A 15,606-nucleotide genomic window follows, 5' to 3' on the forward strand; every position below is an offset into this window, starting at 1 on the left:
AGGACGGTCACATGTCTGCGCGCTTTAAAAAGCATCTCAATTATATTAATAGTTTCATTCACTCACCAAGAAGTGTGGGCACGTTGATGCCATCTTCACCAGCGTTGTGTGAAGCGATGGTCCATCAAGTCAATTGGCACACGCCTTCACTCTTAGTGGCAGAGCTTGGGGCTGGCGATGGCGTTTTGACGCACCACATTTTACGTGCAATGGGGCAAGATGCTGCGTTATATGCTTATGAAATCAATTCGATTTTCTTTGAATCGTTGGATGAAATTCATGATCCGCGCCTAAAAATCTGTAAAGTTTCTGCTGAAACCCTAGATCAACCTTTTGACATTATCTTTTCATGCTTACCATTTTTATCCTTGCCACTGCGCATTTCACTGCGCATTTTAAAGCTCACCGCACAAATTTTAGAAGAGACACAGGGCACCTTTATTCTGTTTCAATACACCAATCGCATGGAAAAACTGCTCTCCCGTTATTTTGATTGGGAGAAGCAATTTGTGGTGAAAAATTTCCCACCAGCATTTGTTTATGTGTGCCGTCCTAAGCGTCGATGATGACGACTGAACATTAAATATAAGCTTGGCACCACAAAGAGCGTCAGCAGTGTTCCAAGGGCTAAGCCGCCCACAATCACCCAGCCGATGGTGGCGCGTGATTCAGCGCCTGCGCCATGTGCGAGGGCTAAAGGTAATGAGCCAAGCACCATTGCGCCAGTGGTCATCAAAATGGGGCGTAGGCGTAAACTGGCCGATTCGATCATGGCAGCGATGCGATCTTTGCCTTGATCTTGAAGTTGATTGGCAAAGGCAACGAGTAAAATACCATGTTTTGTGATGAGTCCCACAAGGGTAACGAGCCCAATTTGGCTATAAATATTGATGCCATTGCCTGTGAAATATAAGGCAAGGAGTGCACCTAATGCCGCTAAGGGCACGGATAATAAGATGATCAATGGATCCATCCATGATTCAAATTGCGCCGCTAACACCAAATAAATGAACACAATTGCCAATAAAAATACAGTGCTCATCGCGCTGCCTGAACTTTTAAATTCGCGCGCGCTGCCAGTATAATCTAATAGGGCATCAGGCATCACCTCACGAATGGCATTTTCAACAGCGGCAATCCCTTCGCCTTGGGAGACATTTTCCGCTAAATCGGCAGAGAGGGTCACTGCTCTTAATTTATTGAAGTGATTTAAGTTTTGTGGTGCCACAGTTTCGCGAATGGTGACAAAATTGGACAAAGGAATCATCTGATTTTTATTTGAGCGCACATAGATGTTTTTTAGGTGATTGGGCTCATTGCGTTGCGTGGGCTCAACTTGGACGAGCACATCATATTGCTCTGAACCTTCTTTAAAACGCGTCACTTTACGGCCGCCTAAAGCTGTTTCTAAGGCTCGGCCAACGGCATTGACATCAATCCCAAGGAGCGCCAGTTTCTCGCGATCCACATCCACTTCCAATTGTGGTGTATTGAGACGAAGGTTATGATCAGGCGTCACTAAACGATTGTCTTGATTGAGTTTGGCCATGATCTCTGTCATGTGTTGATCAAGAGTTGCAAAGCTCTCTGTGGAGCGCACCACAACTTCCACAGCTTTTGAGCGTCCATCTTGCCCTAAAGATTGCGGATTGCTCGCAAAGACGCGTAAGCCAAGGGCAATGTTGCGAAAGGATTGATTGAGGCGTTGCACGATGCTCATTTGTGATTCACTGCGTGTATCCCAATCGGTCAGCATCACGTTACCAATACCGCCTGCAGCAACACCTGAGACCACAAAGATCACCGATTCAGGCAGCGTCGTTAAGAGATGATCCTCAATGTCCGTCAAGTAGCGATCCGTAAAATCCACCGTTGCACCTTCTGGGGCAATGGCTGTGATGCGAATAAAGCCACGATCCTCAATGGGCGCGAGCATTTTCGGTAACATTTGATAGATGCTGTAGCTTGCGATCAAAGTGAGCATCATGATGCTCACAATGAGCATGCGCTTTGGTATGATGCGGCGTAATCGTGACGTATAGGCACGCGTGAGTCCATCAAAGCCCGATTCAATGAGGTTAAAAATGCGCCCCTTTTTTTCAGTGGATTTTGCAGGCAATAATTTTGCGCACATCATCGGTGAGAGTGTGAGCGCTGTAAAACCTGAGATGATGACAGCGATGGAGAGTGTCACGGCAAATTCCACAAAGAGCTGCCCAATGCGACCCTCTGTGAAGGTTAACGGTAAAAAGACTGCGGCAAGGGTGAGGGTCATCGCGATGATGGCAAGCCCGATCTCTTTTGAGCCTTTAAATGCGGCATCTAAGGGCGATAATCCCGCTTCGATGTGGCGATGGATGTTTTCTAGCATCACAATCGCATCATCCACCACAAGCCCAATGGCCAATACAAAGGCGAGCATGGTTAAGGTATTGATGGAATAACCCAATAAATACATGGCAAAGAGCGTGCCAATTAAGGCAATTGGCACGGTCACCATCGGGATTAAAGTGGCGCGCGCGCTGCGTAGAAAGAAGAAAATGATGATGCCCACAAAAATCAGCGCTTCCACAATGGTGGAATAAACCGATTGTAGGGATTTTTGGATGAAAATGGAGTTGTCCGAACTGATTTCAAGCGCGGTATCATCGGGTAAGGATTCACGCAATGTGGGCAAAATGTTACGGATATTGTCTGAAATGGTGAGCGGATTGGCGGTCGATTGCTTAATGATGGCAATGCCAACGCCGCGCTTGCCATTCATGCGTGGGCGTGAAGTTTCTTCGACGCCACCTAGCTCCACATTCGCTAAATCTTTCAGACGCACAATGTGCTGATTGTTATTGTGCTCTGTGGTTTTGATGATGATGTTGCCAAATTCATCCACAGTGTTTAAATCTGTTTGTGCCACAATGGCAAGCTCGCGGGCATTACTTTTGATGGTACCGGCAGGAATCTCCACATTTTGTTTACGCAGCGCCGATTCAATGTCGGCAATTTCGATGTCAAACGCCGCCATTTTTTCAGTGTCTAACCAAATGCGCATCACAGGATCGCGCGCGCCCCAAAGTTCAAGCATGGAGATGCCTTCAAGGAGTTCGACTTGAGGCTGAATATTGTTTTCAATGAGCTGCGTGAGTTCGATTGAGGAGAGCGTATCGCTTGTGAGGGTTAAAATCATCACAGGATCTGCATCGGAATCACTTTTATTGATGAGGGGTTCATCCACATCATCTGGTAATTGGCGTTTCGCGCGGGAAATGCGATCACGCACGTCATTGGCTGCCTCTTCGATATTTTTATTGGGGTTAAAGGTGATGTTCACAAAGGACATGCCGCGGCGCGACATGGAACTTAAATAATCAATGCCATCGATGCTCGTTAAAGCATCTTCAATGGGCTTGGTGACTTGAGTTTCAATGATGTCTGGGCTTGCGCCGCTGTACATCGTGCGCACGCTGATCACAGGTTGATCAATATTGGGGTATTCTCGAATGCTCATGCGGCTTAAACCCACAATGCCGAGCAAAATGATGAGAATATTGAGGACGATGGCAAAAACAGGGCGGCGGATGGAGAGATCAGAGAGTTTCATGAATCACCGCTCCATCACGCAATTTTGCTTGACCCACTTTAACCACCACATCATCTTTTTGTAACCCATGCAAGACTTCAATGGCATAGCTTGAGCGATCGCCTAAGGTGACTTCTGTGAGTTTGGCAATCTTCTGCTCACCTTGTGGCACGACGGTGTACACATATTGTTTACCTTCTGCGGAAAATACAGCTTCTTCTGGCACCATGATGACTTGGTAACCTAAAGGAATTTCAAGGAAGATGCGTGAGAACATACCGGGCAGTAATGCGTCATCTTGATTATCATAAATAGCGCGCACCGTTAGGGAACGTCCGGCTTGTTCAATTTCAGGGCTTAACGCATAAATTTCTGCGGTGAAGGTTTTTTTCGGGAAATTATCCACTGAAAATTGTAAAGGTTGATTGAGGCGCACAGTATGGGCTAAGCGCTCTGGTAAATTAAATTCAAGCTTCAATTTTTCGGTATTGACAATGGTGGTCAAATCACTGCCTGCTTGTACGTAGCTGCCGGCAAAGTGGTTGATGAGCCCAAGGCGACCATTAAAGGGCGCTTTAATCACGGTGCGATCTAAGGTCACTTCAGCCATCTCTAAATCTGCTTCGGCTTGTAAGACGGCTGTTTTTGCGGTATCTAACTGCTGGGCACTCGCGCTGCCTTTTGAGGCTTCTAGCCGTTTGACGTTTTGCATGGCATTCATCAAATTTGCGGTGGCATTTTTATATTGCGCGGTGGCTAAGCGATCATCAAAGCGAAAGAGTACTTCTTGTGCCGTCACGCGGGTGCCTTCTTTGACGGCCACTTCAGTGATTTTGCCAGACATTTCTGGGCGAATGATCACGCGTTCATCTGGCAATAGTGTGCCTACGGCATTGATGTACTCAACTTTTGGAATGATTTGTGTCTCAGCAACTTCCACTAAAATTGGGCGCGGCTCACCAAAGGCAATCGGCAGTATCAAAACAGTCAGGGATAGCACAGTAAAAAATCGACGCATGAATGACCTTAAAATGGAAATGAACTCGATTAGATAGTGTACGTCAAGTGTTGCAAAAGATTGATGAAAATTGTCAAAAATGTGTAAAGATTAAAAAAATCCCATCTAGGTTGTCCTAAATGGGATGATTTTGATTGTACAGGGTGGCTCAAGATTATGCCGTGGCACTTTCCATGCTGTATAAAATGAATTTCACTAAGAACAGGGCTGCAATGATGTAAGTGGCAGGATGCACTTGACGGAATTTACCCGTGAAGACTTTGAGCACCACATAACTGATGAAGGCAAAAGCAAAGCCATTGGCAATCGAATAGGTGAATGCCATGGTAAATGCCATCAAGGCTGCCGGAATGGCATCGGTTAAATCATCCCAGTTCACTTCGGTCAATTCGCGAAGCATTAAACAGGCTAAATAGATTAAAGCCGGCGCTGTGGCATAGGCAGGTACAGCCGTTAATAGTGGTGAGAAAAAGAGTGCCACTAAGAACAGAACGGCAACGGTTGCACTTGTTAAACCGGTGCGGCCGCCTGCTTGTACGCCGGATGCACTTTCCACATACGCTGTCACAGAGCTTGTGCCGAGCATACTGCCTGCTAAAATTGAGGTGCTGTCAGCAAAGAGTGCGCGTGAGAAACGTTTTTTGTTTTCAGGGGATGTGTCATCTAAAATTTTGGCACGTTTTGCCACGCCAATTAATACGCCAGTGGCATCAAAGAGTTCAACCAATACAAGGGTTAAAATCACTTGTAGGAAGCCTGCTTCCAATACTTTTGAGAAATCAATTTGGAAGAAGGTTGGGGCGATTGAAGGCGGCATGGAAACGATGCCGGCAAAATGTGTATTGCCTGTGAAAATGCTTAAAGCGGAGATCACCAAAATACCGATCAAAATGGCGCCTTTTACTTTTAATGCATCTAACACTGCAATCACTAAAAAGCCAAGCACACAGAATAAAACGGTGGGATTAGAGAGAGAACCTAATTTAACAAGTGTGGCGGAATCATCCACCACCACTTGAGCAGATTGTAAGCCGATGAAGGCTAAGAATAGGCCGATACCTGCGGCAACGGATGCGCGTAAAGATGCCGGAATCCCTTCAATGATCCATGAACGTAAACCTGTGGCGGTCAGAATTAAAAAGATGACGCCGGAGACAAATACGCCACCTAATGCTTGCTGCCAAGTAAAGCCCATGTTCGCCACAATGGTGAAGGCAAAGAAGGCATTTAGTCCCATGCCGGGTGCAACGGCAATCGGGTAGTTGGCCAAAAATGCCATGATGAAGGTACCGATTGCGGCGGCGACACACGTTGCCACAAACACAGAACCCATGTCCATGCCGGTTTTAGATAAAATGATCGGATTGACAAAAATGATGTAGGACATTGCTAAGAATGTCGTCATCCCTCCTAAGACTTCGGTTTGAACATTGGTTTTATGCTCACGAAGTTTAAAGATTCGCTCTAACATGAAAAAGTCTCCTAAAATTGTGACAAATGCGAATTTAAAAAGCCCCGCTATGAGTCATAGTGAGGCTAATTGATTAAGATGCTTTAGGTTTGCGCTTCAGTGATATCACGACAGAGCCCACCAAAATCAGTAAGACCACCGAAAGGGAGATCCACGTGGGAATGTGAATGTCTAAAGCGAGCAGTAACATTTTTCCGCCAATGAAGATGAGAATGGTGGCTAAACCATACTGGAGGAAATGGAAGCGGTCGGCCATGTCGGCCAATAAGAAGTACATGGCGCGCAACCCTAAAATCGCAAATACGTTAGAAGTCATCACAATGAACGGATCTTTGGTGATGGCAAAGATGGCAGGGACAGAATCCACTGCAAAAATAATGTCAGAAATGGTGATGACAATGAGCGCTAATAATAGCGGCGTGCCATAACGTAAACCATTTTCTATCGTGAAAAAGTGTTCTGCATCTAATCGATCCGTGAAGCGGAACTTATTTTTCACAGTGCGAATGAGCCATTTGTCATTGAGGTTTTCTTCTTCATCGTGCTTTTTGAACATTGTAAAGCCTGTGTACACCAAAAATGCACCAAAGACATACAAAATCCACTCAAATTGAGAAATGAGGGCAGAACCCACAAGCACCATCAAAACGCGTAGGGCAATGGCGGCAAAGATGCCGTACACCAAAACGCGGCGCTGGAATTTTGCTGGGATTTTAAAGAAGCTGAAAATCAATAAAAAGACAAAAATATTATCAATGGAGAGTGATTTTTCAAGCACGTAACCGGTGAGGAAATCAACGGCAGCTTCTGTGGCTTGGGCTTGCTGCTCAGCGGCTGTGAGTCCCGGGAAATCGCCATGGGCTAAATACCAATAGAGCCAGCCATTAAAAACCAGGGCAACTGTGACCCAAATGAGCGTCCAGATGAGCGCCTCTTTTGTGCTCACTTTGTGATCGCCTGTTTGCTTTAATGCAAGCATATCCACAGCGATCATGATTAAAACAGCAATGGCAAAAACGGTGTATAAAAACGGAGAACCAATGTCTAGATTCATGGTGGAAAAACGTCCTTAAATGGATTTAAAATAATTTGCTAAATACTCATCAAAATCGATTTGAGGTTCAGCCTCTAACGCTTCTTGACGAGCGATGCTGTCTTGAGCGAGGGTTTTAAATCGTTCGCGTTGTGCCTCCGTGAGCTTGTGATCCGTTAAATAATGTTGCTTGTAATCGAGTGCTTTTTCAATGCAATAAGCATTGTAATTTAAGTCGGTCGATTGTAATGACTTGATGAGTTCAGCCGAAGGCGTCAACGCACTTGATTGAACCATTTTTTTCAAAGGCGATAAGGTGGCCACATAAGGCGCGCCTAAAATCTCGGCCACAGGGCGAATCCAATCTAACGTAAAGCGCAATAAATCTTTCAATGGATAATCGTGCCCAGATAAATTAAGCATCAAATCATCTTGACGACCATTGGCCGCAACTTTAGCAAGATTTTTACGGTTTTCTTCATATTCATCATAACTGAGCGGCAATGCATCAGAGAGCAAACAAGTGGTTAAAAAGGCTTGTAGAAAACGGATGGTTTCCACAGAAATGCCTGTCGCCACGCTTGGCATGATGTCCACCGTACGAAGTTCTACATACTCAATGCCACGTGTTTTTAAAGCGCTCAGTAATGTTTCACCATTTTTCAGCACTTGTTTGGGGCGAATGCTTGCATAGTATTCATTTTCGATCTGTAGAATGTGATTATTGATCTGAAAATATTGGCCATCTTTTTTCGTGGGAATGTGGGAAACTTTATCGCATGGCGTCAAAACAGCGCGCTCAATGTCGCGGATGTAATCGGTCAATGAGTTAAACGAAACTGTGAATTGACATTTGTTATTACTGTAGCCAATGTCTGATAAACGAAGGGAGGTGGCATTTTTAAGATACACCGTTTCATCATCAAACGTCTCAAAGGGGTGATGGCTGCATTCTTGTAGGAAGGTTTTGGGCATCACAGGCGATGCGCCAAAGAAATAGGGCACTAAAAAGCCAAAACGTGACACTGAACGCATTAAATGCAAATAGCGTTCTGATTTAAAATCTTGAAGAGATTGCGTATTGCCCAGCGCCGCTTGCCAGTTGGCAAAAAACTCATCACTCAACGAGAAGTTAAAATGAATGCCTGCGATGGTTTGCATCATCTTGCCATAACGATGGGCAAGACCGGTACGGTACAGCGTTTTCATTTTTGCAGCATTTGATGTGCCATATTGAGCAATCGGAATGTCATCAACATTGTTGATGGTGGGCGGCATGGAATCTGGCCACACCACTTCATGGTCTAAGCATTCGGCGGTGTAGGCTTGAATTTCATCTAACGCTTGATAGAGATCTTCAGGGGAGTGATACACATTGGTGACAAACTCCAATAAATTTTCCGCAAAATCGGTGGTGATGTTTGGGTTTGTCAATGCCGAACCAAGGGCGCGCGGATGCGGCGCTTGGCTCAACAGGCCTTGCTCATTCACACGCAAACCTTCACGTTCTAAGCCCATCGTCACATGTTTGATGCCATCGGCCTTAGCACCTAATGTTTTGAGATGGTCGTTTAAAGATTTGGAGAGCATTTTAAACATAATCGATCCTTTTATAGAACGGAATGTAAATCAAAGCCAATGTGTGTTTGCCACATGTTGACAATTTTACAGAATAATTCTGCGGTTTGCTGTGTATCGTATAGGGCAGAGTGAGCATCGGCTGCATCCCAGGTCATGCCTGCGGCGATCGCTGATTTTGCCAACACCGTTTGCCCAAAGGCCAGCGCACTTAAGCTTGCCGTATCTAACACAGAAAAGGGGTGGAAAGGTGAGCGCTTGATGTCACAACGTTCAATGGCTGCATTTAAAAATGCTAAGTCAAAATGCGCATTGTGGCCAATTAAAATGGCACGTGTACAACCTTGGCGACGAACCTCTTCACGCACCGCAGTAAAGACGCGGGTGAGCGCCTCTTTCTCCGGGATTGCCATGCGAAACGGATTGTCTAACTTAATGCCGTTGATCTTCATGGACTCTGGATTGATGCCTAAGTTTGGTGCAGGTTCAATGTGGGTGGAGACATGATGCGTGGTTTTCATCATGCCATTGTCATCGATATCTAAAAAGACGGCTGCTATTTCAAGCAACGCATCTTTTTTTGGGTTTAAACCGCCGGTTTCTACATCGACAACAACAGGTAAAAAGCCCCTAAAGCGCAATGACATTAAGGGCGGATGACTTAATTGATCACTCATGACGTTTGTTCAGCCTTTGAGCGCTTCGAGGTGCGCTTTGCAGGTTTTTTGGCTTCAGCAGCCGGTAATGTGTATTCAATCATCGGCGGCACACGATCAATGATCTGTGGGCGGTCGATGATGACTTTGGCCACATTCTCTTCCGATGGGATGTCAAACATGGTGTCTAACAACGTGGACTCAATGATGCTGCGTAAGCCGCGCGCGCCTAATTTACGGGCAATGGCCAATTCAGCAATCGCTTTTAAACCTTCTTCTGTGAATTCTAATTCAACATTGTCAGAGGCAAAAAGGTATTCAAATTGCTTCACAATGGCATTTTTAGGCTTCGTTAAAATGTTGATGAGGGCAGCTTCGTCAAGCTCTTCTAACGTTGCCACAACAGGCAAACGGCCAATGAATTCAGGGATTAAACCAAATTTGATTAAATCTTCTGATTCCACTTCGGCAAAGAGTTCAGAGATTGTGCGTTCTTCATCCGATTTTTTAAGTTCAGCGCTAAAACCAATGCCGCCTTTGTTTTGACGCATGTTGATGATTTTATCTAAGCCCGCAAATGCACCGCCACAAATGAAGAGGATGTTGCGCGTATCGACATTGATGAGCTCAGCATTTGGATGCTTGCGACCACCTTGGGGCGATACCGCAGCTACAGTGCCTTCAATAATTTTGAGTAGGGCTTGCTGAACGCCTTCACCAGAAACATCACGCGTGATGGATGGATTGTCACTTCTGCGCGTGATTTTATCGATCTCATCAATATAAATGATGCCTGTTTGCGCACGTTCCACATCAAAGTTGGCATTTTGCAATAGGCGTTGAACGATGTTTTCCACATCTTCACCCACGTAACCCGCTTCTGTTAAGGTTGTGGCATCGGCAATGGCAAAGGGCACATCCAACATTTTAGCTAAGGTTTCGGCCAATAATGTTTTACCTGAACCCGTTGGGCCAATCAGCAAAATGTTACTTTTGGTGAGTTCTACATCAGAACGCACGGTTTTAGACTCTAAACGTTTGTAGTGGTTATACACCGCAACGCTCAATGTTTTTTTCGCCAAATCTTGGCCAATCACATATTCGTTTAAAGCTTCGAACAATGCTTTCGGTTTTGGCAGAGGTTTTTTGGTGTGATCTTCCACCATTTCATCCGTGATGAGCTCGCCGCACAGCGCGATGCATTCATTACAGATGTACACATTTGGGCCAGCAATGAGTTTTTGCACTTCATCTTGTGACTTATCACAAAATGAACAGCGCAAGACTTTGCCTTTTTTCTTTGGAGTATCAGTCATAAAATTTAGTCTTTATTAACGGTGAGAGATGACAGAATCGATGATGCCGTATTTTTTTGCTTCTTCGGCGCTCATAAAGTTATCGCGGTCTGTATCTTTCACAATTTTTTTCAAAGGTTGTTTGGTGTGTTCTGCCATGATGCGGTTTAAGCGATCTTTAATGAACAACATCTCTTTGGTGTGAATTTCGATGTCGCTCGCTTGACCTTGATAACCGCCAAGTGGCTGATGGATCATGATGCGTGAGTTTGGCAAGGATAAACGTTTGCCTTCAGCGCCTGCCGTTAATAAAAAGGCGCCCATGCTGCATGCTTGACCAATACACATGGTGGATACATCAGGCTTAATGAACTGCATGGTGTCGTAAATGGACATACCAGCTGTGACAGAACCCCCTGGGGAATTGATGTATAAATGGATGTCACGATCAGGGTTTTCTGCTTCTAAAAATAGCATTTGAGCCACCACAAGGTTCGCACTATAGTCATCGACAGGTCCCACTAAAAAGATCACGCGATCTTTCAAAAGGCGAGAGTAAATATCAAATGCGCGCTCGCCACGAGCCGATTGTTCGACAACCATTGGCACTAAGTTTAGGTTGTGAATATCATTATTAAAAGACATTAGAATCCTCATGACCGAATTTAAAAATAAGCCACCAATTCTAGCAGAAAGCTTTCTAAAATCCTATGTCAAATATTGAAAAGGCAATTCTAGGCATAGATTTTAGCCATGAGGAAAGACTCCATTTTAGAAAAAATTTGGTATAGTGTAGCCTTGCTCATACATTTTAAATTGTGGATTGAAAATGGAACGTAATTATAATTTTTGTGCAGGACCCTCTACTTTACCTGAGTCAGTATTAAAACAAGCCCAGGCAGAATTGTTAAATTGGCAGGGATTAGGTGCGTCGGTGATGGAAGTCTCCCACCGCAGCAAAGAGTTTGAGGCAGTGGTGCGAAACTGCGAAAACAAAATGCGTTCGCTCCTCAACATCCCTGAAAACTATAAAGTATTGTTTTTACAAGGTGGGGGGTTTGGGCAATTCACCATGATTCCCATGAATATTTTGGGGAATAAAACGCAAATTGATGCCATAGAAACTGGTGTTTGGTCTGGCAAAGCGTTAAAAGCGATGGCTCACCATGCCAACATTAATCTTGTGGCGAGTACGAAAGAGACAAAATTCACCACGTTGCCCGATTTAAATGCGCTGAACTTTTCTAAAGACAGCGCATTTGTTCATTATTGCGACAATGAAACCATCAATGGTGTGGAATTTAGAGCACCATTGACAGAGTGTGAAACACCTGTGGTGGCAGACATGAGCTCGAACATTTTATCGCGAGCATTTGATGTGTCTAAATTTGGCTTGATTTATGCAGGGGCACAAAAGAACATTGGTCCATCGGGCGTGACTTTAGTGATCGTGCGTGAAGATTTACTGGGCCAAGCGGATCCTAAAACTTCAGATGTGTTCAACTATGAAGTGCAAGCGAAAAACATGTCCATGATCAATACGCCACCGACGTTCTCGCTCTACATGATCGATCTTGTTTTGACATGGTTGCAAGGGCAAGGCGGTGTTGAGGCGATTGAAAAAATCAATGCAGAAAAAGCCGCGATGCTTTATGGTTTAATTGATCACAGTGATTTTTATCACAATCCTGTGGCCATTGATGCACGTTCTCGCATGAATATTCCATTCACCATTGCAAATCCAGAATTAGATCCCATCTTCTTAGCGAAAGCAAAAGAACAGGGCTTGATCAATTTAGAAGGCCATCGTTCGGTCGGCGGTATGCGTGCAAGCATTTACAATGCCATGCCTTTAGAAGGTGTGCGTGCATTGTGCGAATTCATGTCCGACTTTGAAAAACAGTATGGTTAAATCACACAACAAATACTTGGGTTGACAAAAAGATATGATGATGAAACGAACAAAATGGGGCATGATCCTGCCATTAGCCGCAGCATTGCTCTTTAGCAATGTGCAAGCGAGTGAATTGCCGGTGATCCCAGCAAGTGCCATTGAACAAAAGCAATTGCCGCAGATTCAGTCGAATAAACGCTTTGAACGCATCAGTTCAGCGCATGCGGCAGCGATGGCTCAATTTCAATATGGTCAGTTGCCCATTAATGATGCGCTCTCTGAGCGCATCTATTCGTTGTATCTGAACTCTCTAGATCCGCAGCATGTCTACTTTTTACAGTCCGACATCGATCAATTCAATCAACACAAGTATTTGTTTGATGATTATTTAAGGAAAGCGCAATTGCACTTTCCTTTTGAAATGTACAACCGTTTGATCGAACGCATTGATGAGCGTGAAACCGCCATTGAACAATTGATCGACGGTGATTTTGATTTTACCACTGATGAAGAGATTCTCATCAACCGTAAAGATGAGCCCTTTGCTCAAACAGCCGATGAGCTCAATGCCATTTGGGCGCAGCGCATTAAAAATGAATTGTTAAATCTCATCGTGTCAGATGATGAAATTACGTTAGATGACGCAAAAGCAAAGTTGAAAAAACGCTATGCATCGCGTCATGAGCGCTTGATGCAGGTGGATGCCGATGACATTTTTGAAATCTATATGAATGCCATTTCGTTAGCATTTGATCCCCATTCAGGTTATTTATCCCATCGCACGATGGAAAACTTTAACATCAACATGAGCCTCTCACTACAAGGGATTGGCACTGTATTACGCCAAGATGATGATGGCATTTCGATTATGGAAATTGTGTCAGGCGGTCCTGCTGATTTGAGCAATCAATTGGTGGTGGGCGATCAAATCATTGGTGTGGCGCAAGGCGATGATGGTGAGTTTTTAGACATCGTGGGCATGCGTTTAGATCATGTGGTGGATAAAATCCGTGGTAAAAAAGGCACTGTGATCCGTTTACAGGTGCTCGGCAATAAAGGCAAAGGCCCTGAGAAAATCGTGCGCATTGTGCGTGATAAAGTGAAATTAGAGCAGCAAGCGGCAAAATCTGACGTTAAAACCATCGAAAAGGATGGCAAAACACAGAAGATTGGTGTCATCACGTTGCCCACGTTCTACAGTGATTTTGAAGGCAGCAAAGAGGGTGAAAAAGAGTTCAGAAGTACCACGCGCGATATGAAACGCTTGGTCAATGAACTGACAGACAAAGAGCACATCGATGGTTTAGTGATCGATCTACGCGGCAATGGTGGCGGCTCTTTAGAGGAAGTGATTAATTTATCTGCGCTCTTTATTCCTGAAAAGAAAACCGTGGTGCAGGTGAAAAATTATAATGGCTCTATTGAAACGCGCCACAGCGTTAATGAAAAGCCAATTTATGATGGACCTTTGATGGTGATCACCGATCGCTTGAGTGCATCGGCAAGTGAGATTTTTGCAGGCAGCATTCAGGATCAAGCGCGCGGCTTAATTGTGGGCAATACCACCTTTGGCAAGGGCACCGTGCAATCCTTATTGCCATTAGATGGCTGGTTGGCAAAGGCGGATAAACCTGGGCAAAGTAAAGTGACCATTGCGATGTTCTATCGTGCGAATGGTGAAAGTACGCAAGAGAAAGGCGTTGTGCCAGACATTGTGTTGCCACAAATCTACAATCCGCAAGACATCGGCGAAGCAAAAGAGAAATATGTTTTACCGTGGGATAAAATTCCGGCGGCAAAAGATCTCAAAGTGACTGAAACATTGACAGAGTTTGTGGCGCCTTTGCAAAAAGCTCATGATGAGCGCTTAACTCAAGATGAGAAGCTTAAAATCTTCCAAGCGCAGCGTGATAAAATTCAAGCGCTTTGGGATGTAAAGACACTTTCTCTTAACTTAGATGAACGCCGTCAAGAACTCAACACCCAAGAAAAAGCGTCCTTTGACAATGCCAATGAGATTCGTGCCCTTTACAATCTTGAGCCTTTAACGTTAGAGCAATACAAGAATGAAGATGGAACGCACACAGAGTTGTTAAAAGAGACAACGCCGGATGTATTGTTAGATGAAAGCGTTAACATCATGAGTGATTATATTGATTTAATTCAACAAAAATCGCCTGCAAAATAGTCAGCGCGGCGCCGCTCTTGCCAGCTCAATGAAGCGACGCACATGGGCATTGTGCTGATCTAATTCGCGATAGCCCACATGAATGTTTTTAAAGATTCCCCCTTCACCTAAACGCACAGGTCGAATGGGGAATTTTTTTTGGTAGCGATCAATGAGCCATCTTGGCATGGTGGTGACGCCGCGTTGTGTGGCCACCATTTGTAAGATGATCTCAGTATCCTCTAAGGGTTTGTGCACTTTAGGGATGCAGGCAGCGGGCAGTAAAAATTGGTTGAACACATCTAAGCGCGCTTTTTCTACGGGGTAGGTGAATAGGGTTTCTGTCAATAGATCGCTCGGCTTTGCAAAAGGCGAATTCACCAGCGGATGATCCTGATGCACCACTAACACCAATTCATATTCAAACACAGGCTCAAAGATGATGTTCGCCATGTTGATGGGATCGGGCGTGATGAGTAGATCAATGTCATGGTTAAAAATGGCTGCAAGTCCACCAAATTTAAAGCGCTGTTTGACATCGATATCCACGCCAGGATAAGCATGCAAAAAAGGATCAACAATACTGAGTAACCATTGATAACACGGGTGGCACTCCATGCCAATGTGCAGTGTGCCAAGCTCATGGCGGGCATAGCCTTTCAGATTATGATCCACGCGTTCAAGTTGCGGCAATAAACGGTTCGCTTGATCTTGCAAATATTGTCCTGCCTCTGTTAAGCGAAGGGTGCGGCCATCTTTCACCCAAAGCTCTGTACCCACAAGGTGCTCAAGTTTTTTGATGGTGTGACTCAATGCCGATTGCGTTAAGTTCAATGATTTTGCAGCGCCCGTTAACGAGCCTTCGCGATCAATGGCACGGAAAATGGCTAAATGAATGCGTTCGATCATGTGCTTTCCTA

The 15,606-nt window shown here is 44.8% G+C and carries 12 protein-coding genes; 3 read left to right on the forward strand and 9 right to left on the reverse strand.

Annotation, left to right across the window (positions count from 1 at the left end):
- Positions 1-11: 11 nt before the first annotated feature.
- Positions 12-566 carry a class I SAM-dependent methyltransferase gene (locus B9T10_RS01360; protein WP_008314491.1) on the forward strand — a complete coding sequence of 185 codons (555 nt, stop codon included), beginning with the start codon at positions 12-14 and terminating at the stop codon, positions 564-566.
- Here the strand turns inward: B9T10_RS01360 and B9T10_RS01365 are convergent.
- The 8 genes from B9T10_RS01365 to clpP all read right to left on the reverse strand — a co-directional run bounded on the left by B9T10_RS01365 (position 539) and on the right by clpP (position 11,270).
- Complete coding sequence (locus tag B9T10_RS01365; protein WP_094537615.1) at positions 539-3,595, reverse strand: efflux RND transporter permease subunit; 3,057 nt, start codon at positions 3,593-3,595, stop codon at positions 539-541. The genes B9T10_RS01360 and B9T10_RS01365 overlap by 28 nt on opposite strands.
- Positions 3,582-4,592, reverse strand: a complete 1,011-nt coding sequence (locus B9T10_RS01370) for an efflux RND transporter periplasmic adaptor subunit (protein ID WP_094537616.1) — start codon at positions 4,590-4,592, stop codon at positions 3,582-3,584. Before B9T10_RS01370 ends, B9T10_RS01365 begins: the two co-directional genes overlap by 14 nt.
- 154 nt (positions 4,593-4,746) lie before the next feature.
- The gene (locus B9T10_RS01375) at positions 4,747-6,063 is read right to left on the reverse strand and encodes an NCS2 family permease (protein ID WP_094493380.1); all 1,317 of its coding nucleotides are present in this window, start codon (positions 6,061-6,063) and stop codon (positions 4,747-4,749) included.
- 73 nt (positions 6,064-6,136) lie between these two features.
- Positions 6,137-7,117, reverse strand: a complete 981-nt coding sequence (locus B9T10_RS01380; RefSeq protein ID WP_008314496.1) for a TerC family protein — start codon at positions 7,115-7,117, stop codon at positions 6,137-6,139.
- Between the two features lie 15 nt (positions 7,118-7,132).
- Positions 7,133-8,695 carry a glutamate--cysteine ligase gene (gene gshA / locus B9T10_RS01385; protein ID WP_094537617.1) on the reverse strand — a complete coding sequence of 521 codons (1,563 nt, stop codon included), beginning with the start codon at positions 8,693-8,695 and terminating at the stop codon, positions 7,133-7,135.
- A gap of 11 nt (positions 8,696-8,706) precedes the next feature.
- On the reverse strand, positions 8,707-9,351 hold the full coding sequence (gene rnt / locus B9T10_RS01390) for a ribonuclease T (protein ID WP_008314498.1): 645 nt from the start codon (positions 9,349-9,351) through the stop codon (positions 8,707-8,709).
- Positions 9,348-10,646, reverse strand: a complete 1,299-nt coding sequence (gene clpX / locus B9T10_RS01395; protein ID WP_008314499.1) for an ATP-dependent Clp protease ATP-binding subunit ClpX — start codon at positions 10,644-10,646, stop codon at positions 9,348-9,350. Before clpX ends, rnt begins: the two co-directional genes overlap by 4 nt.
- A 15-nt stretch (positions 10,647-10,661) precedes the next feature.
- Positions 10,662-11,270 carry an ATP-dependent Clp endopeptidase proteolytic subunit ClpP gene (gene clpP / locus B9T10_RS01400; RefSeq protein ID WP_008314500.1) on the reverse strand — a complete coding sequence of 203 codons (609 nt, stop codon included), beginning with the start codon at positions 11,268-11,270 and terminating at the stop codon, positions 10,662-10,664.
- A gap of 184 nt (positions 11,271-11,454) precedes the next feature.
- On the opposite strand from clpP, the gene serC reads away from it, so the two are divergent.
- Together serC and B9T10_RS01410 are read left to right on the forward strand one after the other, a co-directional pair.
- Positions 11,455-12,537: a 3-phosphoserine/phosphohydroxythreonine transaminase gene (serC, locus tag B9T10_RS01405; RefSeq protein ID WP_094492068.1), complete on the forward strand. Its 1,083-nt coding sequence runs from the start codon at positions 11,455-11,457 to the stop codon at positions 12,535-12,537.
- Positions 12,538-12,577: 40 nt separating this feature from the next.
- A complete protein-coding gene (locus B9T10_RS01410; RefSeq protein ID WP_063454879.1) occupies positions 12,578-14,707 on the forward strand; it encodes a carboxy terminal-processing peptidase in 2,130 nt (709 codons plus the stop codon).
- Here B9T10_RS01410 and B9T10_RS01415 read toward each other — a convergent pair whose 3' ends face one another.
- The gene (locus B9T10_RS01415; protein ID WP_008314503.1) at positions 14,708-15,595 is read right to left on the reverse strand and encodes a LysR family transcriptional regulator; all 888 of its coding nucleotides are present in this window, start codon (positions 15,593-15,595) and stop codon (positions 14,708-14,710) included. It abuts the gene before it with no gap.
- Positions 15,596-15,606 lie beyond the last annotated feature (11 nt).

This window comes from Wohlfahrtiimonas chitiniclastica (assembly GCF_002252325.1).
Classification (GTDB): Bacteria; Pseudomonadota; Gammaproteobacteria; order Cardiobacteriales; family Wohlfahrtiimonadaceae; genus Wohlfahrtiimonas; species Wohlfahrtiimonas chitiniclastica.

Excerpts from the sequence above, each read along its gene's own strand:
- gshA (WP_094537617.1), bottom strand. The coding sequence starts at position 8,695 with ATGTTTAAAATGCTCTCCAAATCTTTAAACGACCATCTCAAAACATTA.
- B9T10_RS01365 (WP_094537615.1), bottom strand. The coding sequence starts at position 3,595 with ATGAAACTCTCTGATCTCTCCATCCGCCGCCCTGTTTTTGCCATCGTC.
- B9T10_RS01415 (WP_008314503.1), bottom strand. The coding sequence starts at position 15,595 with ATGATCGAACGCATTCATTTAGCCATTTTCCGTGCCATTGATCGCGAA.
- B9T10_RS01410 (WP_063454879.1), top strand. The coding sequence starts at position 12,578 with ATGAAACGAACAAAATGGGGCATGATCCTGCCATTAGCCGCAGCATTG.
- clpX (WP_008314499.1), bottom strand. The coding sequence starts at position 10,646 with ATGACTGATACTCCAAAGAAAAAAGGCAAAGTCTTGCGCTGTTCATTT.
- B9T10_RS01370 (WP_094537616.1), bottom strand. The coding sequence starts at position 4,592 with ATGCGTCGATTTTTTACTGTGCTATCCCTGACTGTTTTGATACTGCCG.
- clpP (WP_008314500.1), bottom strand. The coding sequence starts at position 11,270 with ATGTCTTTTAATAATGATATTCACAACCTAAACTTAGTGCCAATGGTT.
- B9T10_RS01375 (WP_094493380.1), bottom strand. The coding sequence starts at position 6,063 with ATGTTAGAGCGAATCTTTAAACTTCGTGAGCATAAAACCAATGTTCAA.
- B9T10_RS01380 (WP_008314496.1), bottom strand. The coding sequence starts at position 7,117 with ATGAATCTAGACATTGGTTCTCCGTTTTTATACACCGTTTTTGCCATT.
- serC (WP_094492068.1), top strand. The coding sequence starts at position 11,455 with ATGGAACGTAATTATAATTTTTGTGCAGGACCCTCTACTTTACCTGAG.
- B9T10_RS01360 (WP_008314491.1), top strand. The coding sequence starts at position 12 with ATGTCTGCGCGCTTTAAAAAGCATCTCAATTATATTAATAGTTTCATT.
- rnt (WP_008314498.1), bottom strand. The coding sequence starts at position 9,351 with ATGAGTGATCAATTAAGTCATCCGCCCTTAATGTCATTGCGCTTTAGG.